Annotated in this window: 18 protein-coding genes; 9 read left to right on the top strand and 9 right to left on the bottom strand. The window is 73.4% G+C overall.

The window, feature by feature from the left end; genetic code table 11:
* Positions 1–42 precede the first annotated feature (42 nt).
* The 5 genes from C4J65_RS21200 (at position 43) to C4J65_RS21175 (ending at position 5,958) form a co-directional block, all read left to right on the top strand.
* Positions 43–786 (top strand): FHA domain-containing protein, encoded by a 744-nt coding sequence (locus C4J65_RS21200; protein WP_115743797.1) that lies wholly within the window; start codon positions 43–45, stop codon positions 784–786.
* Positions 783–2,117, top strand: a complete 1,335-nt coding sequence (locus C4J65_RS21195; protein ID WP_115743796.1) for a protein kinase — start codon at positions 783–785, stop codon at positions 2,115–2,117. Before C4J65_RS21200 ends, C4J65_RS21195 begins: the two co-directional genes overlap by 4 nt.
* 85 nt (positions 2,118–2,202) lie before the next feature.
* On the top strand, positions 2,203–4,389 hold the full coding sequence (locus tag C4J65_RS21190; protein WP_115743795.1) for a glycoside hydrolase domain-containing protein: 2,187 nt from the start codon (positions 2,203–2,205) through the stop codon (positions 4,387–4,389).
* An 11-nt stretch (positions 4,390–4,400) separates the two neighbouring features.
* Positions 4,401–5,048: a hypothetical protein gene (locus C4J65_RS21185; RefSeq protein ID WP_115743794.1), complete on the top strand. Its 648-nt coding sequence runs from the start codon at positions 4,401–4,403 to the stop codon at positions 5,046–5,048.
* Positions 5,049–5,364: 316 nt separating this feature from the next.
* Positions 5,365–5,958: a peptidoglycan-binding domain-containing protein gene (locus tag C4J65_RS21175; protein ID WP_162833266.1), complete on the top strand. Its 594-nt coding sequence runs from the start codon at positions 5,365–5,367 to the stop codon at positions 5,956–5,958.
* Positions 5,959–6,023: 65 nt separating this feature from the next.
* Here C4J65_RS21175 and purH read toward each other — a convergent pair whose 3' ends face one another.
* Together purH and purN are read right to left on the bottom strand one after the other, a co-directional pair.
* A complete protein-coding gene (gene purH / locus C4J65_RS21170; protein WP_115743791.1) occupies positions 6,024–7,595 on the bottom strand; it encodes a bifunctional phosphoribosylaminoimidazolecarboxamide formyltransferase/IMP cyclohydrolase in 1,572 nt (523 codons plus the stop codon).
* Positions 7,592–8,239, bottom strand: coding sequence for a phosphoribosylglycinamide formyltransferase (gene purN / locus C4J65_RS21165; RefSeq protein WP_115743790.1), 648 nt, complete (start codon positions 8,237–8,239; stop codon positions 7,592–7,594). Before purN ends, purH begins: the two co-directional genes overlap by 4 nt.
* Before the next feature lie 294 nt (positions 8,240–8,533).
* Here purN and C4J65_RS21160 point away from each other — a divergent pair, with 294 nt between their 5' ends.
* A complete protein-coding gene (locus C4J65_RS21160) occupies positions 8,534–9,331 on the top strand; it encodes a hypothetical protein (RefSeq protein WP_115743789.1) in 798 nt (265 codons plus the stop codon).
* Positions 9,332–9,461: 130 nt separating this feature from the next.
* On the opposite strand, the gene C4J65_RS21155 is transcribed toward C4J65_RS21160, so the two are convergent.
* Positions 9,462–11,102, bottom strand: coding sequence for a DUF6350 family protein (locus C4J65_RS21155; RefSeq protein ID WP_115743788.1), 1,641 nt, complete (start codon positions 11,100–11,102; stop codon positions 9,462–9,464).
* A gap of 96 nt (positions 11,103–11,198) precedes the next feature.
* Here C4J65_RS21155 and C4J65_RS21150 point away from each other — a divergent pair, with 96 nt between their 5' ends.
* On the top strand, positions 11,199–12,335 hold the full coding sequence (locus C4J65_RS21150; RefSeq protein ID WP_162833265.1) for a helix-turn-helix domain-containing protein: 1,137 nt from the start codon (positions 11,199–11,201) through the stop codon (positions 12,333–12,335).
* 104 nt (positions 12,336–12,439) lie between these two features.
* On the opposite strand, the gene sucD is transcribed toward C4J65_RS21150, so the two are convergent.
* From sucD to C4J65_RS21115, 6 genes are all read right to left on the bottom strand, one after another.
* Positions 12,440–13,324: a succinate--CoA ligase subunit alpha gene (gene sucD, locus C4J65_RS21145; RefSeq protein ID WP_003974163.1), complete on the bottom strand. Its 885-nt coding sequence runs from the start codon at positions 13,322–13,324 to the stop codon at positions 12,440–12,442.
* Between the two features lie 28 nt (positions 13,325–13,352).
* On the bottom strand, positions 13,353–14,537 hold the full coding sequence (gene sucC, locus C4J65_RS21140) for an ADP-forming succinate--CoA ligase subunit beta (protein ID WP_030145559.1): 1,185 nt from the start codon (positions 14,535–14,537) through the stop codon (positions 13,353–13,355).
* Between the two features lie 704 nt (positions 14,538–15,241).
* Positions 15,242–16,246 (bottom strand): hypothetical protein, encoded by a 1,005-nt coding sequence (locus C4J65_RS21130; protein WP_115743787.1) that lies wholly within the window; start codon positions 16,244–16,246, stop codon positions 15,242–15,244.
* 170 nt (positions 16,247–16,416) lie between these two features.
* A complete protein-coding gene (locus C4J65_RS21125; RefSeq protein WP_162833607.1) occupies positions 16,417–17,604 on the bottom strand; it encodes a VWA domain-containing protein in 1,188 nt (395 codons plus the stop codon).
* A gap of 140 nt (positions 17,605–17,744) precedes the next feature.
* Positions 17,745–20,189: a DUF5682 family protein gene (locus tag C4J65_RS21120; RefSeq protein ID WP_115743786.1), complete on the bottom strand. Its 2,445-nt coding sequence runs from the start codon at positions 20,187–20,189 to the stop codon at positions 17,745–17,747.
* Between the two features lie 102 nt (positions 20,190–20,291).
* On the bottom strand, positions 20,292–21,413 hold the full coding sequence (locus C4J65_RS21115; RefSeq protein ID WP_115743785.1) for an AAA family ATPase: 1,122 nt from the start codon (positions 21,411–21,413) through the stop codon (positions 20,292–20,294).
* Positions 21,414–21,496: 83 nt separating this feature from the next.
* Here C4J65_RS21115 and C4J65_RS21110 point away from each other — a divergent pair, with 83 nt between their 5' ends.
* Both C4J65_RS21110 and C4J65_RS21105 read left to right on the top strand, forming a co-directional pair.
* A complete protein-coding gene (locus C4J65_RS21110; protein ID WP_115743784.1) occupies positions 21,497–22,636 on the top strand; it encodes a hypothetical protein in 1,140 nt (379 codons plus the stop codon).
* A gap of 35 nt (positions 22,637–22,671) precedes the next feature.
* The gene (locus C4J65_RS21105; RefSeq protein WP_115746556.1) at positions 22,672–24,474 is read left to right on the top strand and encodes a DUF5691 domain-containing protein; all 1,803 of its coding nucleotides are present in this window, start codon (positions 22,672–22,674) and stop codon (positions 24,472–24,474) included.
* Positions 24,475–24,499 lie beyond the last annotated feature (25 nt).

The following is a 24,499-nucleotide window of genomic DNA, read 5'->3' as shown; positions in this document are numbered from 1 at the left end:
GGAAAGTTGACCCCGAGGGGATCGGGGGAGGGGGACGACTCCATGTACAGCGTCATCGTCGTACCGCCGTCGTGCGGCAGCGTCGCAGAGCAGCTGAGGATCAGTGCGGGCGAGCGCGTCGAGTTCGGCAGGGCACCGGCCCGGGACGGCGGACTCGCCATCGCGCACGCGGGAGTGCCGCGGGTCGCCGGGGAGATCACGGCACACCGGACGTTCTGGCTGCTGAGCAATCTCAGCGAGGACCAGACCTACGTGGTGGAGAACCCGGAGGGGGCCGGCGAGCACGTCAAGGTCGCGCCGGGCCGCGTGGAGGCACCGGTGCCGTTCGAGCTGGCGCGGGTGACCCTGCCCGCCGCGGGGGACCTGCTCAGCTTCGACGTCTGGGCGCCGCGGCACGCCTTCCGCAGCGTCGAGCGCGGGGGCCTGGAAGGGGCCGGTACCGTACCGGCGTTCGCCCTGGACCGCACCAAACGGTACTTCGCGGTGCTGGCGGCCCTGTGCGAGCGGCGCCTGCGCGGTGAACCCCGGGCGCCGCTGCCCGCGGTCGAGGAAATGGTGGAGCGGCTGCGCCCCAGCTGGCCCAAGGCCAGCCGCTCCGCCGTGTACTGGAACATCGACTACCTCGCCGTCAAACTACGGTTGAGACCGGGCCCGGACACGGCCGAGCCGGGCAGACGCACGCACGGCAAGAAGGAATCCCTGGCCTCCCTCGCCCTCCGCTTCGACCTCGTCCGCGAGGACGATCTGGTGGTGCTCGCGCCGGTCCCGAGCGAGGCGAAGCGATGACCGGGCGGCCGTACGCGGTCCCCGTACCGAAGGGCTACCGGATCGGACCGTGGGAGGTGCGCGAGCCGCTCGCCTCCGGAGCGTTCGCCACGGTCTACGACGCGGCCCTGCGCACCTTCGACGGTGACGAACTGCCGCGCCGGGCGGCGCTGAAGTTCCTGCCCACCGGCACCCGTACCCCGCGCCGGCTGCACCACCTGCGCGACCTGGCCGAACGCGAGGTGCAACTGCTGCGACGGCTCCGCTCCCCCCGACTGATCCGGATGTACGACACGCTGACGGTCGACGACCCGGACCACCCGGAGCTGGACGGCGCGACCGTCCTGGTGCTGGAGCGGGCCGAGGGCTCCCTGGACGCGGTGCTGGCCAGGACGCCGGCCCCGGAGGCCGGGCCCGCCCTGCTCGCCCAGATCTGCGAGGGCCTGCACCAGCTGCACCACGCGGGCTGGGTGCACGGCGACCTGAAACCGGCCAACGTGCTGCTGATGGCGGACGGTTCGGCCCGCCTCGCCGACTTCAACATGGCCGCCGAGCTGGAGGGCACCCACGCCTACACGCCCGCGTTCGCCACCCCGGACTACACCCCGCCCGAGCTGCTGTGGCCCGAGGTCGACGAGCGCGGCACCCGCATCCGCCCGTCGGCCGACGTGTGGGCCTTCGGCGTCCTCGCGCACGTCGTCCTGACCGGTGCCTTCCCGCTGCCCGGCGGCACCTCGGAGGCACGCTCCGACGCGGCGATGCGCTACGCCCGCGGCCGTGAGGAACTGCGCCTGTCCCCCAGCCTGCCCGACGCGTGGCAGGACATCCTGCGGGACTGCCTGGCCCCGGCCCACGCGGAGCGCGACATCGGCACCGCCACGTTGCTGCGCCGCGTGGAAGAGGCGGCGGGCGCCTCCCGGTCCGTCCGGCTCCCGCGGCTCCGACCCCGGCGGTGGCGCCGCCCGGCCCTGGCGGCGGCGCTCGCGGCAGGGATCCTCGGGGCGGCCAGCCTGGCCTACACCACCCCGTGGGAGTCGGCCCCCGCCGCCGCCGCGCCTCCCACCTGCGAGCAGCCCGTCGTGTACGAGAGCTCCGACGGCCGCGGCCACATGGCCGGCCACAGCGGCACCTGGGACTTCACCATCAAGCGCGGCGACGGTGGCAGCCAGGTCAGAGAACTCCAGTGCCTGCTCCGCCACCTCCACGGGATCACGGAGGTCGGCGAGGTGGACGGCGACTTCGGCCCGAAGACCCAGAGCGCGGTCCTGATCTTCCAGAAGCGGGCAGGCCTGGACGCGGACGGGATGGTGGGGCCGGCCACGTGGCGGGCATTGCGCACCCTGGGTCTCTGACCCCTCGCCCTGCAACTTTGGAGGTACCCCTGCACTCGGATCCTCGCCACGGTGGACCCCCTAACCCTCTGGAAGGGGCGGTCACGTGGAAGACGAGATGGTCCGCAGTGCACAGAGATTCGTGAACACCGTTTATGGCGAGAACAAGATCGGCGTGAAGGTCGAGGAGGACGGCAAGACCGGCTGGCAGCTGATGTATGCCTTGACCCGTGCCCTCCAGTACGAACTCGGCATCACCGATCTGTCGAACAACTTCGGGCCGACGACCCTGTCCACCCTGGAGGCGACCTGGCCGAGCATCGGCTTCCGCGACACCCCCGCCAACGTCACCATGATCATCCAGTCCGCGCTGTACGCCAAGGGCTACGACGGAAGCGGGATCAACGGGATCTACGACGAACGCACCGAGGCGGCGGTCGCCCTCATGAAGCGCCGGATGGGCGTCACCGCCGCCTTCCCCGGCTCGGACCTGGTGCCCAAGGTCTTCAAGGCCCTGCTGACCATGGACGCCTACGTGGTGGTGAACAACGGGTCGGACACGGTCCGTGCGATCCAGCAGTGGCTCAACGGCCGGTACACCGGGCGCAGAGACTTCTTCGTCATGCCGTGCGACGGTCACTTCTCCCGCGACGTCGCCAAATCCATGATCTACGCCGTCCAGTACGAGATCGGCATGGCCGACGGCGTCGCGGACGGCTGGTTCGGCAACCAGACCGAAGCCGGGCTGGGCGAGCACGTCCTGACCGTCGGAGCGGCGGGGAACTGGGTGCGGCTCTTCTCCGCCGCCATGATGTTCAATCAGCGATTCGACGCCTTCACCGCGGCCTTCGAGAGCACTCTGGCCACCGCCGTCAGGTCCTTCCAGAGGTTCGCGGCGCTGGAGGAGACCGGGAAGGCCGACGTGCGGACCTGGGCCTCGCTCCTGGTCTCCTACGGCGACCAGGACCGCAAGGGAGGCGCGTGCGACTGCACCACGAGGATCACCAACGCCCGCGCCGCGACGCTCAAGGCCGAGGGCATCAGGATCGTTGGCCGCTACCTCACCCCGGGAGGGAGCTCCCTGCCGGAGAAGCAGATCCAGAGCGGCGAACTGGACACCATCGCCTTCAACGACCTGCGCTGTTTCCCGATATACCAGACGTGGAACCGTTCCGCGGACGACTTCTACTACGGTGCCGGCGTACACGCCGCGCTCGCGGCCATCGACTGGGCGAAGTTCTACGGCTTCAAGAACGGCACCACCATCTACTTCGCCGTCGACTACGACGCCGTCGACTGGGAGGTCACCGAGTACATCATCCCCCACTTCAAGGGCATCTTCCGGGCGATCGGAGAGAACTCCAGTTACAACGTGGGCATTTACGGGCCGCGCAATGTGTGCCGGCGGGTCCACAACCAGGGGTACGCCGTCACCAGCTTCGTGTCCGACATGTCCAGCGGATTCTCCGGAAACCTCGGCTACCCCCTGCCGAGCAACTGGGCCTTCGACCAGATCGTCACCAAGTGGGTCGGCTCCGGTGAGGGCAGGATCGAGATCGACGTCGACATCGTCTCCGGCCGCGACGACGGCCAGGACTCCTTCGACACGCCGCTGGACCCCACCGGCCTCGACACCGACTTCGACGACTCCTACCACGACGCCGCTCTGAAGGATGTCCAGGACTACCTGGTGTCGATCGGGGTCCCCGAGACCGGCGGCGACGAATGGAACGACGACGACTGGGCCACCATCGGCGGTATCTCGACCACCGAGGCGTTCGAATCCGTCATCAGGATGGACCCGCTGTTCACCGACCTCGCCAGGGTGCTGCGTGTGCGCAAGGCTCTCGTGCAGGCTCCTGTCCTGTGGGAACTGCGCAAGTGGAATCCCTTGGACAAGTTCGCCGACGACGCGGTCAAGGACGGCGACCGGGACGACTCCAGCACCGGCTGGGGGCAGATCTTCGCCGCGACGGCCATCAAGGCCCGTAACCACTGCATCGACCAGGGCATCATCAACGGCTCCCGCCTCACCGACGCGGACATGGCCTCCGTGTGGAACCGCCTGCACGAGGACACGATCTACAACATCACCACGGCCGCCTACGTCACCCTCTGGGACGCAGCCGAGATCGGGGTCGCGCGCCCCGGCCTCAACACGAGCGACAGCGACTCGCAGGCCATCCTCGCCCGCTACAACGGCACGGGCGACGGAGCGGAGAAGTACGGGCGCGAGCTGATCGGCCTGTACCAGGTCCTGGAGCAGTACAACGGGACGATCCGGACGAGCTGAAGGGCTTCGACATGAGCGCACACCTGAACCGACGTTCCGTCCTTGCCGTCGGCACGGCGGCCACAGCCGCGGTTCTCCTGCCGGTCGGCGCGGCCGGGGCGGCCGACCGCAGCACGCCGGCACCTCGCCCCCGGCCGGCAGGCATCCCGCTCTCACAGAACGGCTGGCAGATCCAGACTCGGGCCAATCACGTCTCGACGGTCCTGACCCGCTCCGTCTCCGGAACCGGGCTCCGCGTCGACGTGCGGATCGGACTTCCGGAGCTCCTGCTCCTCCACGTAGCGCGCCGCTTCCACTACGAGGTTCAGGAACTCCGCGTCGGCGAGCTACTGGGCTGGTGCGCAATCGGCCGCACGCCGAGGACGGACCCCGCCTCCAACCTCTCGTCGGGCACGGCCCTGCGGATCGTTCCCGGCGCCAGGTCCAGCGGCAGCTATTTCCCGCAACAGGTCGAGCGCATCCGTGACATCGTCGCGGACTGTGCGGGAACGGTCCGCTGGGGCGGCGACGACGACTCCGTGGACGAGTCCCTCTACTACCTGACCGCCGGCCCGGACAGCGGAGAGCTGCTGCGCGTCGCCCCGACGTTCCAGGAGCGCGCCAACCGACTGGGCGCCGGGGCCGGTGCCATCAGCGCATCCTCGGCCCGCCGTAGCTGAGCCCACCGCACCGAAGGGGCTCTCACGGTACGGAGAGGCGTACCGCATGCACCCCCACGACGACACCGCCACCTGCGTCGGCCACGAACGGCATGACGATCCCCTCCCTCGGGAACGCCCGCGCCCTGGTCGCCGTCCTGCGCAAGGCGGCAGGCCAGTGATCCAGGGCGCTCACGCTCGGACTGCTCGCACACCCGAAGGCGGGACGGGCCGCGGCCTCCTGCTGCTCGGAGCGGCCGCGCCCTCGAACTTTGCAGGTACTCCCGCTCCCGCAGATCCGCCACATTGAGCACACGACTCCTGCGGAAGGAACCCCGTGTTGAAGAAGCGATGGAAGATCGGCCTCGCCGCGCTGGCCTCAGGGATGGCCACGGTTCTCGCCGTCGTCCCCGCGCAAGCCGCGTACTCACAGAACTCCGGGGCGTACGGCACCTCGTTCGTGGACGGTGCCGGCTCGCTCACCGACGACTTCGGCGACCACTTCGACGAACTCGGCAACTCCCTCTGCAACGGCTGCGGAGAATCCTCGAACACCGACATCGTCATGCTCTGGCAGAGCATCCTGGTCTCCGAGCACCTGCTCGACTTCCAGGACGTCGACGGGTACTTCGGTTCGCAGACCAAGGCGGCCACCATCAAGTGGCAGCAGCGCCACGGCCTCGACGACGACGGCATGGTCGGCGACGCCACGTGGAGCAAGGCCGACGACCGGCTCCGGTGGAGCGGCTCCTCCGTGAGATACAGCAGCGGAGGACCCTTCGGCTTCGTCGAGTTCCACAGAGGAGACAGCTCCAAGTACCACGACGGCGGCGCCTATCATCTCCACAAGATCATGCAGGGCGACGGGGTGTACGTCTTCGAGACGGGGACGCGCGTCTACCACCGCAGCAAGACCGTTAGCCACTACTGAGCGGCACCGGGCTCGACAGTGTCCCGGGCCGGTCGGCCGACCGGCCCGGGACAGCGGCGTACGCGTCAGTGGAAGAAGTGCCGCGTCCCCGTGAAGTACATCGTCACGCCGGCCTTCTTCGCCGCCTCGACGGCCAGCTCGTCGCGGACCGAGCCGCCGGGCTGGACCACGGCCTTCACGCCGGCTCCGGTGAGGATCTCCAGGCCGTCGGGGAAGGGGAAGAAGGCGTCGGAGGCCGCGTACGCCCCCTGCGCGCGCTCGGCGCCGGCGCGCTCCACCGCGAGCTTCGCGGAGTCGACGCGGTTGACCTGGCCCATGCCGACGCCGACGGAGGCACCGTCCTTGGCGAGGAGGATCGCGTTGGACTTGACGGCCCGGCAGGCCTTCCAGGCGAAGGCCAGCTCGGCCAGCTCCGCCTCGGAGAGGGCATCGCCGGCGGCCAGCGTCCAGGTGGCGGGGTCGTCGCCCTCGGCCTGGACCCGGTCGGTGACCTGGAGGAGGGCACCGCCGTCGATCGGCTTGACCTCCACCGGGGCGGTGGGGGCCTCGGGGGCGCGCAGCACGCGGATGTTCTTCTTCTTGGTGAGCGCTTCGAGTGCGCCGTCCTCGTAGTCCGGCGCGACGATGACCTCGGTGAAGATCTCGGCGACCCGCTCGGCCATCTCCTTGGAGACCGGGCGGTTGACCGCGATCACGCCGCCGTACGCGGAGAGCGGGTCGCAGTCGTGCGCCTTGCGGTGCGCCTCGGCGACGTCCGCGCCGATCGCGATGCCGCACGGGTTGGCGTGCTTGATGATCGCGACGCAGGGCTCGGTGTGGTCGTACGCGGCACGGCGGGCGGCGTCCGTGTCCGTGTAGTTGTTGTACGACATCTCCTTGCCGTGCAGCTGCTCGGCCTGCGCGAGGCCGCCGCCCTCGGGGGAGGTGTACAGGGCGGCCGGCTGGTGCGGGTTCTCGCCGTAGCGCAGGGTGTGGGCGCGCTCGTAGGTGGCGCCGAGGAAGTCCGGGAAGCCGGACTCGTCGACGGGGGCGTACTCGGCGGCGAACCAGGAGGCGACGGCCACGTCGTACGCGGCGGTGTGCTGGAAGGCCTCGGCGGCCAGACGCTTGCGGGCGGCGAGGTCGAAGCCGCCGTCCTTGGCCGCGGAGAGCACGTCGGCGTACCGGGCGGGGCTGGTGACGACGGCGACGGAGGGGTGGTTCTTGGCCGCGGCGCGCACCATCGACGGGCCGCCGATGTCGATCTGCTCGACGCACTCGTCGGGGGTGGCGCCCGAGGCGACGGTCTCGCGGAACGGGTAGAGGTTGACCACGACCAGGTCGAACGGGGCCACGCCCAGCTCGTCGAGCTGCTGCCGGTGGCTGTCCAGGCGCAGGTCGGCGAGGATGCCCGCGTGGACCTTGGGGTGCAGGGTCTTGACCCGGCCGTCCAGGCACTCGGGGAACCCGGTCAGCTCCTCGACCTTGGTGACCGGGACGCCGGCGGCGGCGATCCGCCCGGCGGTGGACCCGGTGGAGACGAGTTCGACGCCGGCGTCGTGCAGCCCGCGCGCGAGCTCCTCGAGCCCGGTCTTGTCGTAGACGCTGACGAGTGCGCGACGGATGGCCCGCTTGTTGCTTCCGGCGGTGGCGGTCACTGGATAACTACCTTTCGTCCCTCAATGCGATAGCCGTTGCGGGCGAGCCGCCCCACGACATCGACGAGCAGCCTTCGCTCGACTTCCTTGATGCGCTCGTGCAGAGCGGCACCTTCGTCTTCGTAGTCCTCGTCCCGGACCTCCACCACGCCCTGCGCGATGATCGGACCGGTGTCGACGCCGTCGTCGACGAAGTGGACGGTGCAGCCGGTGACCCTGGCCCCGTACGCGAGCGCGTCCCGCACCCCGTGGGCCCCCGGAAAGCTGGGGAGGAGGGCGGGATGGGTGTTGACGAACCGCCCGCCGAACCGCGCGAGGAACTCCTTCCCCACGATCTTCATGAACCCGGCCGAGACGACGAGGTCCGGCTCGTGGGCCGCGACGGCCCCGGCGAGCGCCGCGTCCCACTCCTCGCGGGTCGCGTAGTCCTTGACCCTGCGGACGAAGGTCGGCACCCCGGCCCGCTCGGCGCGGGCGAGCCCCTCGATGCCGTCGCGGTCGGCGCCGACCGCCACGATCTCGGCACCGTAGGTCTCGGCGCCGGTGGCGGCGATCCCGTCGAGGAGCGCCTGGAGGTTGGTGCCGGATCCGGAGACCAGCACGACGAGGCGCTTGGCTCGCCGGTCCACGGGCTTGGCGGCCACGGTGGGGGCCTTTCTCGGAGAACGGATCTGTTTGTACGGTCGTACGAATGCTTCGTGCCCCGGGATACGGGGAAGCCTACGAAGCGGCCGACCGTCAGCAACGATACCGGCACACCGGACGGCCCCCTCGGGACGGGGGCGTGGCCGGAAGGTAGCGTCTGCGTGGAGCCGGAACGGGAACGCGGCCCGTGCGTCGGGCGTTCACCAGACGTACCGACCAGTTCGCCCGCTCCACCAGCTCGCCCGTTCCACCAGCCGCCCGTTCATCGTCGCCAAGGGGAAGACGCTCAGTTGATGCCGGACCGCAGCCTGCGACTGCTCACACTCCCCCAGCAGTCGGCGCAGCCAGGGGAGCGCAGCACCGTGTTGCTGCGGGAGCGCCCCTCGTCACCGCCCGACACGCCCTCGGACCGGAGGAACGGCGACGGGCGGGACGGCTCCACCGACCAGGACAATCCGTTCGCACCGCCCCCGGAGGGCACCCCGGACAGCCCGTGGCAGCCGCGGCACCCGTCGGGCGACGGCGACTCCCAGGGCGCTTCCGGCTCCCAGGGCGAGGGCGGCCGTTCCCCCTGGGGCGGTCAGTGGAGCGACCGGCAGCCCGGCCGGTCCCCCGGCGGCTTCGGCGAGCGGCCCAGCGGTACGGGCGGTCCCGAGGGGTCGGGCAGCGGCCCGGGCCCGCGCTGGGACCCGACGGACCCCGCCCAGCGGCGTGCCCGCTACGCCCTGCTGAGCGGCATGTGGGCCCTGTTCTTCGCCCTCTTCACCTGGCCGTACGTGGCCCTGCTGCTCGGCGCCCTGGCCCTGTACTGGGGCATCAGCGCGCTGCGCGCCAAGCCGCGGTCCGCCGCCGACCCGGACACTCCCGCCCCGCCCGCCGAGCAGACCGGCCGCCCGCAGCGCACCGCCGCGATCAGCGGCCTGGTCACGTCGTCCCTGGCCATCCTCCTGGTCGCCGCGTCCTTCGGCGCCCAGCTGATCTACAGCGACTACTACACCTGCCGCGAGGACGCCCTGACCAACGCGGCGGAACAGTCCTGCGAGCGCCACCTGCCGGAGCAGCTCCGCCCGCTGCTGGGCTCGGAGGACTGACCAGTCCCGATCACCGTGAGCCCGTCCGGCGGTTGAGGACGAGGCCGTTCAGGCCGAAGCGGGGGCCTGGGGGCGGCAGCCCCCGGGGACGGGCACGGGAAGGGGCGGCGGGGGCGGAGAAACCCCGTCGTCACCCAGGCGACTCCCCACGCCCGTCGGCCGGCAGCAGGTCGTACACGCCCCCACCGTCGTCGTACAACCCGAACGGCACCGCGTCCGCATCCTCAGCCACCCCCGCCCCGCTCTCGGCGTCCTTCGCCCCCCGCCTCCACCACCGCCCCACGGACGGCACCGGAACCCGCACCCACCGGCGCCGGCGCCCACCAGCGCCGGGCACCTCATCGGCCCCGGCCGCCTCCACCAACGCCTCCCGCCCGGCTGCGCTCCGCCGCCACCACGCCCGCGCCAGCACGGCCACCGGCACCGCCACCGCTCCGATCCACGCCAGCGTCGCGCCCCCGGCCTGCCACCAGACCGGCCCGAACCGGGCGAGCGCGGCGCTGCCCAGCGGGCCGCCGGCGAACGCGGCCAGCAGGGCGACGAGCACGGCACACAGAACGGCCGCCACGGAGGCGGCGGCAGCGGTCCGCCGCCACGACCACACCGCGGCGGCCGAGCCCGCTCCCCGCTCTTTCGGCCCGCCCGCCGTGGCGGCACGCGCCGTGAACCACCCCACCACCACCCCCGCCGTCAACGGCACCGCCCCGGCCGCCCAGTGCAACGGCGTACCGGGCCCCGCGTCCGGCACCGCCGCGAGCAGCGGGAACGGCGGCAGCAGCGGTGCGGGAGCGGAGGCGGCGGGGGCCACGACATGCCCCGCCCCGAGTACGAAGCCGGGGCCGAGGGCGTACACCGCGGCCCACACCGCCGCGTTCGGCACCAGCGTCAGACAGAGCAGCAGTACGGCGAGCCGCCCCGACCATCCCTCGGTCAGCCGCAGGAACGCCTCTCCCGCGGCGTGCGAGTGCCACACGAGCGACAGCGCGAGCAGCAGCGCGCCGCCCCCGACGAGCACCGCCGCACCGGCGCCCGCGGCGCGCGTCGCGGCGCCCAGGCGCGCGTCCGGCTCCACCATCAGCTCTCGCAGCTTCCGGGGCAGCACGCGCAGTGCCCGTCCCACGGGCCCGCCCGGCCGGCCGAACGCCGTCCACACACCGGCGCCCGCCGCTCCCATGGCGACCAGGGGCAGACACACCGCCGCCCACCACGACGACGGCCGCAGCGCGCCGCCCTGCGCGTACAGGACGACGGGCGCGGCGACGGCGAGATAGCCGAGCACGACCCCTGTCCAGGCCACCCGTGCCGAGACGGGCGGCGGCCCGGTGTCCGGGGCGCCCGCCAGCCACGCCGGGCGCGCCCCGGGCCCCGCCTTCGGAGCCGCCCCGACGGCCACGCCCACACCGTCCCCGGGGTCCGTGGCGTCCCGGGCGGCGCGGTGCAGCAGCCACACCGGGAGGAGGAGGAACAGCAACGGGGTGACGCCGACGGGCGCGGGGGTGCCGGACAGCGTGTCGGCGCGCACCAGTTCGGCCCCGTGCGCCAGCACCCACAGCGCCGCGGCGACGTGGAGGGCGCCGCCGGGCCCGCTGTCGGGGTACGGCGAACTGATCCAGAGCAGCGTCACGAGCGCGGCGCACGCCGCCAGCCCCAGCACCGCGGCGACCACGCCGCCCAGGAGGCCGGCGGCCAGCCCGGGCGACCGGTCCCGCCACCGGGTGCGCAGCAGGGAGAGCGGGGCTGGACGCGCGGTCGTCTGAATCACGCCCGCCATGCTCCCAACGACACGCGCTTTCCGGGTGTAACGCGCCAAGCTCCGCTGTGTCGCTCAATATATGTTTATGTACTTTTTCGTACGAAGGGGTGTCCTGTGACACGCAGCCCCGCAACCCCCCTCCCCCCTCCCAAGGAACGCCGACGTCTGCGTGAGTCCGCCGCACTGACACAGACTCAGCTCGCGACACGGGTGGCCGTCGCCCCGGGGACGGTCCGTGCGTGGGAGAGCGGCCGTACGACTCCGCGAGGCCGGAAACGGGAGGCATACGCGAAGTTGCTCAAGACGCTGGCCGAGGAGGAGACGGCACAGGAACAGGCCCAGGAACAGGCACAGGCACCGGAGCCGGAGCCGGAGCCGGAACTTGAGGCGGGACCGCAGCCACAACCACAGCCTCAGCCGCAGCCGCAGCCCGATGTGGTGCCCGAGCCCGCGGCGCTGACTCCCGCTCAGGCCTTCGACGCGCTGTACGCCTTCGGCGCCCCCGCCCTCGTACGGCAGACCTTCCTGCTGACCGGCCGGCGCGAGCAGGCGCGCGAGTCGGTGGAACGGGCCTTCCAGGCCGCCTGGGAGCGCTGGCCCGAGGTGGCCCGCGACCGGGACCCGGTGGGCTGGGTGCGGGCGACGGCGTACGAGTACGCGCTGTCACCCTGGCAGCGGTTCCGGCCGCGGCACCGGCAGCCGGAGCCGCCGCCCGCCGACCCCGGCGACCGCACGCTGCTCAACACCCTGCTCAGGCTTCCCGCGAGGCACCGCCGCACGCTCGTGCTGTACGACGGTGTGGGCCTGGACCTGCCCGAGACGGCGGCGGAGACGGAGGCGAGTACCCCTGCGGCGGCGAACCGGCTGCTGCACGCCCGCGAGGCCGTCGCCGCGCGGCTGCCCGCGCTGGCCGACCCGCGGGTGCTGCACCGGAGGCTGGCCGAGCTGGCGTCGAACGAGCGGCTGTGCGCGGCCGAGCCGCCGACGGTCCGCAGGGGCGGCGAACGCCGGGCACGGTTGCGGACCCGGGCCGCGATCGCGTTCACGGTCGCCCTGGTCGGGGCCACGGCCCTGACCGTGCGCACCGCGCCCACGCACTACGAACCGCCCGTGTCACCCGGGCAGGCGGTACGCGGTGTGCCGCACCGGGTGGCGCCGGGGGCGCTGTCGGACGAGGAGCTGGAGCTGCGGCAGAAGCTGCGGGACCAGGTGCAGGACGGTCCGGAACGGCTGCTGCCGAGGCTCGAATGAGGCGGCCCGACCGGCGGGCAGGGCGCCCGGCACGCCGAGTGACCCGCCCCCTGTGAACAGAGGGCGGGCCACTCGGTGTGAAACGGGCCGGTGGTGCGGCGGTGTCAGCCGGCCAGGATGGCGCGGGCGAGCTTCGCCGTCTCGGTCGGCGTCTTGCCGACCTTGACGCCGGCGGCCTCCAGGGCCTCCTTCTTCGCCTGGGCAGTGCCGGACGAACCGGAGACGATGGCGCCGGCGTGGCCCATGGTCTTGCCCTCGGGCGCGGTGAAGCCCGCGACGTAGCCGACGACCGGCTTGGTCACGTTCTTCGAGATGTACTCGGCCGCACGCTCCTCGGCGTCGCCGCCGATCTCGCCGATCATGACGATCAGGTCGGTCTCGGGGTCGGCCTCGAACGCGGCGAGCGCGTCGATGTGCGTGGTGCCGATGATCGGGTCGCCACCGATGCCGACGGCGGTCGAGAAGCCGATGTCGCGCAGCTCGTACATCATCTGGTACGTCAGCGTGCCGGACTTCGAGACCAGGCCGATGCGGCCCGGCTTGGTGATGTCGCCCGGGATGATGCCGACGTTGGACTGGCCCGGGGTGATGATGCCGGGGCAGTTCGGGCCGATGATCCGGGTCTTGTTGCCCTTCTTGCCGGCGTACGACCAGAAGGCGGCCGAGTCGTGCACGGCGATGCCCTCGGTGATGACGACGGCCAGCGGGATCTCGGCGTCGATGGCCTCGACGACGGCGTCCTTGGTGAACTTCTCCGGCACGAAGATGACGGAGACGTTGGCGCCGGTCTTCTCGATGGCCTCCTTGACGGTGCCGAAGACCGGTACCTCGTTGCCGTCGAAGTCCACGGAGGTGCCCGCCTTGCGCGGGTTCACGCCGCCCACGACCTCGGTGCCGTCACCCAGCATGAGCTTGGTGTGCTTCATGCCGGTGGCACCGGTCATGCCCTGGACGATGACCTTGCTGTCCTTGTTGAGCCAGATAGCCATGGTGTGTTGGTGTCCTCGTCCTGAGTGCTTACTTGGCGGCGGCGTGAGCCAGCTCGGCGGCCTTGTCGGCGGCGCCGTCCATGGTGTCGACGCGCTGGACCAGCGGGTGGTTGGCGTCGGTGAGGATCTTGCGGCCCAGCTCGGCGTTGTTGCCGTCGAGACGGACGACGAGCGGCTTCTCGACCTTCTCGCCGCGGTCCTCCAGGAGCTTCAGCGCCTGGACGATGCCGTTGGCGACCTCATCGCAGGCGGTGATGCCGCCGAAGACGTTGACGAACACGGAGCGGACGTCCGGGTCGCCGAGGATGATCTCCAGGCCGTTCGCCATGACCTGGGCGGAGGCGCCGCCACCGATGTCCAGGAAGTTGGCGGGCTTGACGTTGCCGTGCGCCTCACCGGCGTACGCGACGACGTCCAGGGTGCTCATGACGAGCCCGGCGCCGTTGCCGATGATGCCGACCTCGCCGTCGAGCTTGACGTAGTTGAGGTTCTTCTCCTTGGCGGCGGCCTCGAGCGGGTTGGCCGCGGCCTTGTCGTGGAGGGCCTCGAAGTCGGGGTGCCGGAACTCGGCGTTGTCGTCCAGCGACACCTTGCCGTCCAGGGCGATGACGTCCCCGGAGACGACCTTGGCCAGCGGGTTGACCTCGACCAGGAGGGCGTCCTCCTTGATGAAGGTGTCCCACAGCTTGACCAGGATGTCGGCGACCTTGTCGGCGACCTCGGCCGGGAACTTCGCGGCCTCGACGATCTCGCGCGCCTTCTCCGGCGTCACACCGTCGATCGCGTCGATCGGGGTCTTGGCCACGGCCTCCGGACGGGTGGCCGCCACCTCCTCGATCTCCATGCCGCCCTCGACGGAGGCGATGGAGAGGAAGGTGCGGTTGGCACGGTCGAGGAGGAAGGAGACGTAGTACTCCTCGACGATCTCGGGGGCCGTCTCGGCGATCATCACCTTGTGGACCGTGTGGCCCTTGATGTCCATGCCGAGGATGTCCGTCGCGCGGGCGACGGCCTCGTCCGCCGAGGCGGCCAGCTTCACGCCACCGGCCTTGCCGCGGCCACCGACCTTCACCTGGGCCTTGACGACGGACTTGCCGCCCAGACGCTCGGTGATCTCGCGCGCCGCCTCAGGCGTGTCGATGACTTCACCGGCCAGCACCGGTACATCGTGCTTGGCGAAGAGGTCCCTCGCCTGGTACTCGAACAGGTCCACGCGCTTCCGTCCCTATCAGTGATCTCGCGGTTCGTTGGATGCGTGGGCGTGCCGCGAGGGCAACGTGACGTCCGCCGTGAGTCACAAGGGGGGCGCACACGGTGTCCGAGCGCGCGGCATGTCCGTCTCGCAGGTTATCGCCGCTTCCCGGAGGTCTCTAAATCGTGGGTCACACCTGAGCGGTGATGCCTGTCACATGATGCCGTGCTCACTGGCACGCGGTGCCGTGCGTGAGGCGGATAAGGGCCGCTCCGCACACCGGTGAAGGGCCTCACCGGGCTGGGGTGGACCCGGTGAGGCCCATGTGCTCCCGGCGGGCCGCACGGGTGCGGTCCGCCGGGGTGCGGTCCGGCTGATCCCCACCCCAATGGGGACCAGCCGGACCGGACCGCGGGGTTTCGGCCGGACGGAGGCCGACGGCTTTCGGCCGTCCGGGGCCTGCCGCCCCGCGGGGTCCGTGCCCGCCGCGCACCCGGTTGCCGCGAGCTGCCGGCGCCGAGCGCCGGACACCGGGCGGGGAGTGCCCGGTACGCCGGGAGTGGACGCCGACCCGTGGGACGCGCTCGTGGGCGGCGGACGCGGGTGGCGTACGGACGGCGAGCAGGCCTCACGGGCGGTGCGGCGGATTCGGCGAGTGCGGCGGATTCGGCGGATTCGGCGGGTGCGGCGATGTGTCGCGGGTGCGCGGCGCAGGAAGCGGCGTTCTAGGCGGGAGAGACGGGAATGGCCCGGTACGCCTCCCGGACCCCGGCCGCGTGGGCCCGCTCCGCGATGCCGGGCACGAGCCGGAAAGTGATCCGGTGCAGCGGGGTGACCGCGCGGGCCTCCCCGTGACGCGGCGTTCCCTGGTCGGCACCGGACGCGGTACCGAGCGCGCCGTCGGGGTCGCCGGTGGGCGCGGGGCGGGCGGGGGGGTACTCGGTGTGCGCGGTCCCGGCCGGGTGCGTGCGTGCGGGTGGGGCGGGTGCCGCCGCGGCGCCGGCCTCCGGCCCGTAGCCGACGACGCGTACCGGGCTTCCGGCTCCTTCGACGGCCCGGGAGCCGGTGGTGTCGTCGGACGGGGCGGCCTCGCCGCCGGAGGCGTCGGCCACCGCGGGGGCGGGCTCGGCCCGCGGATCCGGGACGGCCGACGACGAACGACCGGAACCATCGCTGAGGCCTTGCACGGCACCGCTCGGGTCCGGCGAATCCGTCAGGCCCGACCGGTCAGCCAGGCCCGACCGGTCTGCCAGGCCCGACGCGTCTGTCAGGTCGGACAAGCCGGACAGGCCGGACAGGCCGGGGAGCACCCGCAGCGGCGGCACCTCGGTCCGCAGGACCGCCTCGGCGCCCTCGACCTCCTCGGTCACCGTCTCCACGGCGGCACCGACGGGTCGCGCCACCCGGTCCCTCACGGCCCGGACGGCTTTCTCGGAGGCGGGGCGCAGACCCGGAAGCACCGCGCCGGGGCGTCCACCCGATACGGCCACGGCGTCCGGGACGGAACCGGCGTCCAGCCCGGCCTGCGCCCGCGCGGGGAGGTCGAGGATCCGGCCGACCGTGTCCTTCGAAGGTCCCGTCGCTCCGTCGGCCGCCTGGGCCCGCCCTCCACAGAGCAGCCCGAGAAGGAACAGCCCGCCCGCCAGCAGTGCCACGTGCAGCGCACGCCGGCCGGCCGCCGTGCGCAGAACGCGCAGAGCGGCACCGGGCAGGACTGCTGACGAGATCAAGAGGGGGAGCTTCCTCCCGTGCGGCGGAACGGGCCGCGCGTCGAACAACGCATCGACACGCCGCGCGATACTCGCACGGGGATCCGGAGGTTGCGCAAGCCCGGTCCCTCCGACGGCCCCTCATATCCCTTTTGTACGCGGGAATCGGGTCACCTCGCATCGACAAATCGTCACCCGGCATCCGGTATCGGCAGGGGCCGCCCCTCGATCGCCGCCGCCATCACCTCCGGGAAGAGATCGGGCGTGCAGGCGAAGGCCGGTGCGCCGAGCGCCGCGAGGGCCGCCGCGTGCTCCCGGTCGTAGGCAGGCGTGCCCTCGTCGGACAGGGCCAGCAGCGTCACGAACCGCACCCCCGCCGCCTGCATCGCCGCGACCCGCTTGAGCATCTCGTCCCGTATGCCGCCCTCGTACAGGTCACTGATCAGCACGACCACCGTGTCCGCGGGCCGGGTGATCCGCGACTGGCAGTACGCCAGCGCGCGGTTGATGTCCGTACCGCCACCGAGGCGCGTGCCGAAGAGCACGTCGACCGGGTCGTCGAGCTGGTCGGTGAGGTCGGCGACCGCCGTGTCGAAGACGACGAGCCGGGTGTCGATGGAGCGCACGGACGCCAGCACCGCGCCGAACACGGAGGCGTACACGAGGGAAGCCGCCATCGACCCGGACTGGTCGACGCACAGGACGATCTCCTTCCGCACCGAACGGGATGCCCGCCCGTAGCCGACGAGCCGCTCCGGTACGACCGTGCGGTGCTCCGGCAGGTAGTGCTTGAGGTTGGCCCCGATCGTGCGGTTCCAGTCGATGTCGTGGGGGCGGGGGCGGCCGGTGCGGGCGCTGCGGTCCAGGGCGCCGGACAGGGCGGCACGGGTGCGGGTGACGAGGCGCTTCTCCAGGTCCTCGACGACCTTGCGCACGACGGCGCGTGCCGTCTCCTTCGTCGTGTCCGGCATCGCCCTGTTGAGGGAGAGCAGGGTGCCGACGAGGTGTACGTCGGCCTCCACGGCCTCGAGCATCTCCGGCTCCAGCAGAAGCGTGGCGAGCCCGAGCCGGTCGATCGCGTCCCGCTGCATCACCTGGACCACGGAGGACGGGAAATAGGTCCGGATGTCCCCCAGCCAGCGCGCCACGGCCGGCGCGGAGGCCCCGAGCCCCGCCGCCCGGTCCCGGCCCGCCCGTGGGGCGCCCCCTCTTCCGTACAGCGCGGTGAGTGCCCCGTCCATCGCGGCGTCCCGTCCGGAGAGCACGTGGCCGGTGCCGTCGGCCTGGTCACCGCCGAGTACGAGGCGCCACCGTCGCAGCCGCTCCTGTGCCGCGTCGGCGTCCACTGGCGGCTCGCTCGCCGACACACGTCCCGTCATGGACCCCGTCATGCCTCCGGTCATGTGGCCGGTCGTGTCTCCGGTCATGCGCCCGGTCATGTGGCCGGTCGTTCCCCCGGTCATGTGGCCGGTCGTGTCTCCGGTCATGCGTCCGGTCGTGTCTCCGATCGCGCCTCCGGTCATGTGTCCGCCCCCACCAGGTCGTTGTCGTCCGGCGCCGGGTGCCGGCCCAGCAGCATCCGGACCACCGGCAGCACCACGTCGGCCCGCGCGGTGTCGAGGCCCGCCGCGAAGCCCCGTACGCCGGAACCGGCCGCCGTCACACTCCCCCGCGCCTCCGGTCCGCGCCTGACCAGCTCGCCGAGGCCGCGGCGCACTCCCGGCTCGTAGGCGGAGAAGGTGCGGCGCAGCAGGGGCAGTACGTCCGTGAACGCGTCCGCGGGCACGCCGGTCAGCCAGGCGTCGACCAGGGCCAGCAGCCCCTCGTCGTGCAGGAGGAGCATGCCGCCCGAGCCGCCGCCGACGAAGCCCTCGATCCAGGCCGCCGCGTCCGCCGGTGGCGTCCCCGGGGACAGCACCAGGCCCATGAGCCGCGCCGCCTCGTCCGCTGCCAGCCCGCCGTCGTCCAGCAGGAGCCGTACGGCACGCCCGCGGACGACGCCGGGCACCGTGTCCCGCGCGGCAAGGGTCTCCAGCACGGATCGCCAGCGGGAGCGCAGGTCGCCGTGGCCCGGTGCGGGGGCGTCACCGAGCAGGCCGACGGCCGTGTGCACGGCGTCCACGTGCCGGCGCATCTCCTCGGCCGCGTCGGCGTCCAGGGCGGCACAGGCCGCGGGCAGGCCGACGAAGACGCGCTCGGCGAGCCCCGCGGCGACCTCTGCCAGGGCGCCGGTGTCCGTGCCGCGCACGTCGCCGTAGCGCAACGAGCGGACGAGGGCCGGCAGGGCCTGGGCGAGGTGGCCGACGTCCGTGTCGAGCGCGGCCCGGTCGGCGAGTATCCGCATCACCGGCGCGAGCGCGTCCGGCAGTTCGGCCAGCAGGCAGCGTTCGGCGAGCGCGGTGACCTCGACCAGGCCCCGCGCGGTGACGGCGTCCGCCTCGGCCTTGGCGGTCGCGGCGGACAGCACGGTCGTGCCCCACACCCCGGCCTCGGCCACCCGCACCGACAGCTCCGGCTCCCACCGCAGCCGCCAGGTCTCCCGGAACGTGCCCGTGCTGTGCGACGCGACCGGCTCGCCCCAGCCGACGCCGAGCAGCCGCAGCCGGTGCAGCAGTGTGCTGCGCCCGGCGTCCGTCTCCTTGCGCAGGTCCAGCTCCAGCTCACGCTCCGGCGCCTCGGGCCGCAGCCGCAGCCGCCGCTGGGCCCGGGCGAGGTCCCGCTGCAACGGCACCGCGGGCGCTCCCTCCGGCACCTCCCCCAGCACGTCCCCGACCACCAGACGGTCCTGCACCAACGCCAGCGGCACGTCCGAGCCGTCGCACATCACCGCCCGCGCCGCGTCCGTCGTCTCGGTCAGCCCGGGCAGCGGGCGTCCGCGGATCACCGCGAGCGTTTCGGCCAGCCGCGTCGCCTCGATGACGTGCGCCGGGGAGACGATCCTGTCCGCCTCCCGCAGCAGACCGGCCACCTTGGTCAGCCAGCGCTCGACGGGCCGGTCGACCGCGGCGAACAGATGCCCGTACCAGCCGGGTGACTCGATACCCGCCCCGTACCCACCCGCCCGGGACAGTCTGCGGTGGGTCCAGGGCACCCAGGTCATGTCCACCTTGGTCCTGGGCAGCCCCTTCAGCAGGGCCCGGTCGGCGGCCACGGTGGCTCTGCGGCGCAGCGCGGGCACGTGCCACGCCCCGCAGACCACGGCCACGCCCTCGGCGAACTCCCGTCGCGCCGCCCGGACCTGGAGCCGCATGTGGGCCTCCCGCACGAGGTCCCGTACGTCACCACCGCCCCCCTCCCGGTCCTCCTCACCGTCCGCTTCGCCGCCCTCCTCCGTCTCGCGCAGCGCCGTCATGGCCTCCTCCAGCGCCCTGAACGGTGCGAGCGCGTCCCCCGCTCCCCTGCCCCGGTGCTCGATCACGTCCTCCCACCAGCGCTCGGGATCGTCGTGCCCGGCGGCCGCGGCGAGGGCGGCGAGCGGATCGCCCCGGACATCGGCGGGTGCGGTACCGGGCCGGCCGGCCGGGTCCCGGCCGACCGCGTCGTCTGCCGGGTGGCCGTCCGCATCGTCGTCCGCCGCCCGCCACGCCAGCGTGTGCGCGGCCGGGAGGTCGATGAAGCGGGCCGGGACATCGTGCTCCAGGGCCCAGCGGACGGCCACCCACTCCGGGGAGAACTCGGCCAGCGGCCAGAACGCCGAGCGGCCCGGCTCGTCCACGGCATGGGCGAGGAGCGCGACCGGCGGCCGCATCTCCTCGTCGGCGGCCAGCGGGATCAGGGCGTCGGCCTCCGGCGGCCCTTCGATCAGCACGACCCCCGGCCGGGTCGACTCCAGCGCGGCCCGCACCGCCCGGGCCGACCCCGGCCCGTGGTGGCGCACCCCGAGCAGCAGCGGCCGGCCGCCGGGCTCCCCCGCGCCGCCCGGCCCACCGGGCCCGCCGCTCCCGGCGCGGTCAGTGCCCGTCACACCGTCCCCCTCGCCCGCGGCTCCAGCTCGAGTCCCCGTGGTCCCCCGCGGTGCGGGCCACCGCCGCGTCCGCCCGGCCTCGCGTCCGCATCCCCGTACCGTTCACGAGGTCACCTCCCGGCAGGCCCGGTAGAAGTCCTGCCAGCCCTCGCGCTCGCGCACGACCGTCTCGAGGTACTCCTGCCAGACGACGCGGTCGGTGCCGGGGTCGCGGACGACCGCGCCGAGGACCCCGGCGGCGAGGTCGCCGGCCCGCAGCACCCCGTCGCCGAAGTGGGCGGACAGCGCGAGACCGCCGGTGACGACGGAGATGGCCTCGGCCGTGGACAGCGTGCCGCTGGGCGACTTGACCTTCGTACGGCCGTCGCCCGTCAGCCCGTCGCGCAGCTCGCGGAAGACGGTGACCACGCGTCGGATCTCGTCGGTGCCGTCGGGCGCCGACGGCAGGTCGAGGGAGCGGCCGATCTGGTCGACGCGACGCGTGACGATGTCGACCTCGGCCTCGGCGCTCTCCGGCAGCGGCAGCACGACGGTGTTGAAGCGGCGGCGCAGGGCGCTGGACAGGTCGTTGACCCCGCGGTCGCGGTCGTTGGCGGTGGCGATCAGGTTGAAGCCGCGCACCGCCTGCACCTCCTCGCCGAGTTCCGGTATCGGCAGGGTCTTCTCCGACAGGAGGGTGATCAGGGAGTCCTGCACGTCGGCCGGGACGCGGGTCAGCTCCTCGACCCGGACGGTCGCGCCCTCCGCCATCGCCCGCATGACCGGGCTGGGCACGAGGGCGTCCCGGCTGGGGCCGTGGGCGAGGAGCCGCGCGTAGTTCCAGCCGTAGCGGATCGCTTCCTCGGGGGTGCCGGCCGTGCCCTGCACCAGCAGGGTCGAGTCGCCGCTGACGGCCGCGGCGAGGTGCTCGGACACCCAGGTCTTCGCGGTGCCGGGCACGCCCAGCAGGAGCAGGGCCCGGTCGGTGGCGAGCGTGGTGACGGCGACCTCGACGACGCGGCGCGGGCCCACGTACTTCGGAGTGATCACCGTGCCGTCGGGCAGGGTGCCGCCGAGCAGGTAGGTGGCGACGGCCCACGGCGACAGCTTCCAGCGGGCCGGACGCGGACGGTCGTCCCGCACGGCCAGCGAGGCCAGTTCGGCCGCGAAGGCGTGCTCGGCGTGTGGCCGCAACACCTGCCGCGGCACTTCGGCCCCGGACGTCCGTTCAACGAATGCAGGCATGGCCGATTCCCCCTCCAGCTAGGCCGGTCCGATCTGCCATCCACGGTGCACCACGCCACTGACAATCGCTCTGACCTGCGGAAATAACCTCGGGCAGGTCATTGTCAGTGGGGGGATCTACCTTCGATGGCATGGCTCGGCACGGGGTGCGCCGGGGTGGGGAGTTGCGAGGAGGGGGCGGCGTGGGGACAGCAGTGCGAGGGCCGGGCGGGGAGGGCGAGGGCGGGCCCGCGGAGGAGGGGATCGCGGGCCCGTCCGCGCCCGCGGCCACGGCCGACCCCGAGGCGGCGCGACGCCGGGCGGAGCGGCGGGCCGAGCGGGTCACCGCGGGCGCGACGGAGCTGGAGCAGCGGCTCGCGGATCTCCTGCGCACCGGCCTGGCCGGCGCCGAACGGGCGGGGTACGGGCTGTGGGAGGAGACGGCGGCCCGCATGGTCGACGCCCAGGCACCGGGGCTGGCCTCGCGCGTGCGGGAGCTGGGCGCCATACCGTCGTCGGGTCCGGGCTGGCCGGTGCGGCTGCTCGAGGAGTGCGCTCTGCTCCACCTGCTCGACCGGGGGTGGCTGGGCCGCGAGCGACTGCCGGACGACCTGGCGGCGACGGTCCGTTCACGCGTGGGTCTGCCCACGTCCGCGGATGGCCCTCCGACGCGGGACCACTGGCTGGTCCTCGCCCAGTACGACACCACGGACGCCCGGCTGACGACCCGTCGTGTCTGGTTGTACGGCGCGGAGTCGGACCGCACGGTGCTGCTCCTCTCCTACGGCGCCGCGGGCCGGGCCCCCGAGCTGACGCTGCCGGTGGGGACGGCGCTGGATGCCGAGACCTCCGGGTATCCGGGTGCGGGGCGGCAACGAGCGGCCCTCGGCCGCCGGTTCGCACCGCCCGAGCCCGCGCGGACCCGCCCGAGGGGGGTGACGACGTCGCAGGCGGCCGCCCGGTACGGCGAGGCCCTCCGCGACGACCCGTGGCTGGACTCGGTGCCGGTGACCCTGGAACGGGTGGTTCCGGTACCGGACGGCGAGGGTTGGCAACTGGCGGACGCCGACGGGGACAGGGCGCTGCCGCTCGCCGGGGCCGGCGGGAGCCAACCGGGTTTGTGGCGGCTGGTCGCGCTGGCGGGCGGTGCGCCCGTCACGGTCTTCGGCGAGTGCGGCCACCGGGGCTTCACGCCGCTCACGGCCTGGCCGGCCGGACCGGGCCCGGCGGTGCCACTGTGCTGACCCGTCCGGGGCCTTTCGAATCGGAGGCGTACGACATGACCAGGACACCCGTCCCCACGGACACGTCCGCACCGGCGCCGGCCACCCTTCCGGGCCCGACGGCCGAGCCCGGGCACTCCCCACCGGCCACCGCGCCGACGCACCCCACGACACCCGGGAGGGACACCGGTCCCCGGGCCGACGCCGAACCCGACGCCGCCTCCCCGGCAACCGCCGCCAACGATCCCGACTCCGGAGCCGGGGACGGCCCCGGGGCGTGGGAGGCGCTGGTCACCTCGGCGCTGCTGGGTACGGACCGGCGTACGCCGCCGGGTGGCGAGCGCGGGCCGCGGGCCGCGGCCGCGTTGCTGGACGCGGCGGCCGCGGAGACGGTCCGCCGCCGCGCCGGGCTGCGACCGGCCCGCGCGGCCCGGCGCCCCGAGCCCGCACCCGAGGACCCCCGCCCGCCGCTGCCGGCCGCCGCCGCCCGTCGGCTCACGACGCTGCTCGCCGACCGTCCCGGCCCGGCGGGCGGTGGCCGCAGAGGCAGCGCGCCCGCTCTGATGGAGCTGCTGCCCCAGTGGCTGGCGACGGCGAACGCCCGCGGTTTCGCGGCGCCGCCCCAGGCGCTTCCGGCGCTGCTGGACGCGGCCCGGGGCCGTACGGACCTGCGGCCGGCGGCGCTGACGTTCGCGGGGCCCCGAGCCCTGTGGCTGGCCCGGCTGAATCCGGACTGGCGGTTCGCCCTGCGCGCGACGCCCGGCGGCGGGGCCGCGCTCCCGGGTTCCGCTGCCACGGAGCGGGTGCGGAGGCTCTGGGGCGAGGGCCTGTTCGCCGAACGGGTCACCCTCCTGGCGTCCCTGCGCGCCCGCGACCCGGCCGGCGCCCGCGAGCTGCTGGCGTCGACCTGGGCGGCCGAGCGGGCCGAGGACCGGCTGATGTTCCTCGATTCGCTGCGGACGGGACTGGAGGCGGCGGACGAGCCGTTCCTGGAGCAGGCGCTGGCCGACCGCAGCCGCAACGTACGGGCCACGGCGGCGGAGTTGCTGTCGGCGCTGCCGCGTTCGGCGCTGGCCGCGCGGATGGCTGCGCGGGCCGCGACGTGCGTGTCCCTCGACCGCACCCTCACCCCGCCGGCGATCGTCGTCGAGGCGCCGCACGAGTGCGACGCGGGCATGGAGCGGGACGGCGTGGTGGCCAAGCCGCCGGCCGGACGGGGGGAACGATCGTGGTGGTTCGGCCAGTTGGTGGAGGCGGCCCCGCTGGCCACCTGGCCGGCCCGGCTGGCGGGACGCACGGCCGAGGAGATCGTCGCCCTGCCGGTGTCCGACGGCTGGCGGAGCGAGCTGCACGCGGCCTGGTGCCGCGCCGCCGTACGGCAGCGCGACGGCGGGTGGGCGAGGGCGCTGCTCGGCGCGCCCACCGCACCGGAGGCGGGTGGTCCGGGCGCGGTCTCCCTGGCCGAGCGGGCCAAACTGCTCGGCACGCTGAGCGCCGGTGAACGCGCCGAGTGGGTCGCCGGGTTCATCGCGACGCACGGGCTGTCCGAGGCGTTCCAGCTGCTCGGCATGTGCGGGGTGCCATGGGCCACGCCGCTCGGCCGGGCCGTGGTCGACGCGCTCAACATCGCGCGGGACGCCGGGAGCTACCCGTGGAGCTTCAGCGGCGTCATGGGCCTGGCCGAACGCTGCCTCGACCCTTCGGAGGCGGGCCGGCTCGACGGCCTGCTGGCGATACCCGACGAGCCGGAGGACGCGTCGCCGGGGGCCGGCGGGTACTGGGCGGAGGCGTTCCAGCGGCTCGTCACCACGTTGCGGCTGCGGGCGGCGATGGCCGGGGAACTCGGGGCGGGGCCGTGAGCCACCACCCCGCGCGCCACCGCCC

Source organism: Streptomyces sp. CB09001 (assembly GCF_003369795.1).
Taxonomy (GTDB): Bacteria; Actinomycetota; Actinomycetes; order Streptomycetales; family Streptomycetaceae; genus Streptomyces.
This window is presented reverse-complemented; position numbering and strand designations above follow the sequence as displayed.

Bases quoted from the DNA above. Each gene is read 5' to 3' on its own strand.
- C4J65_RS21155 (WP_115743788.1), bottom strand. From the start codon at position 11,102: ATGGCGGGCGTGATTCAGACGACCGCGCGTCCAGCCCCGCTCTCCCTG.
- C4J65_RS21160 (WP_115743789.1), top strand. From the start codon at position 8,534: ATGCCGGACCGCAGCCTGCGACTGCTCACACTCCCCCAGCAGTCGGCG.
- C4J65_RS21185 (WP_115743794.1), top strand. From the start codon at position 4,401: ATGAGCGCACACCTGAACCGACGTTCCGTCCTTGCCGTCGGCACGGCG.
- sucD (WP_003974163.1), bottom strand. From the start codon at position 13,324: ATGGCTATCTGGCTCAACAAGGACAGCAAGGTCATCGTCCAGGGCATG.
- C4J65_RS21125 (WP_162833607.1), bottom strand. From the start codon at position 17,604: ATGACGGGACGTGTGTCGGCGAGCGAGCCGCCAGTGGACGCCGACGCG.
- C4J65_RS21200 (WP_115743797.1), top strand. From the start codon at position 43: ATGTACAGCGTCATCGTCGTACCGCCGTCGTGCGGCAGCGTCGCAGAG.
- C4J65_RS21105 (WP_115746556.1), top strand. From the start codon at position 22,672: ATGACCAGGACACCCGTCCCCACGGACACGTCCGCACCGGCGCCGGCC.
- C4J65_RS21195 (WP_115743796.1), top strand. From the start codon at position 783: ATGACCGGGCGGCCGTACGCGGTCCCCGTACCGAAGGGCTACCGGATC.
- C4J65_RS21115 (WP_115743785.1), bottom strand. From the start codon at position 21,413: ATGCCTGCATTCGTTGAACGGACGTCCGGGGCCGAAGTGCCGCGGCAG.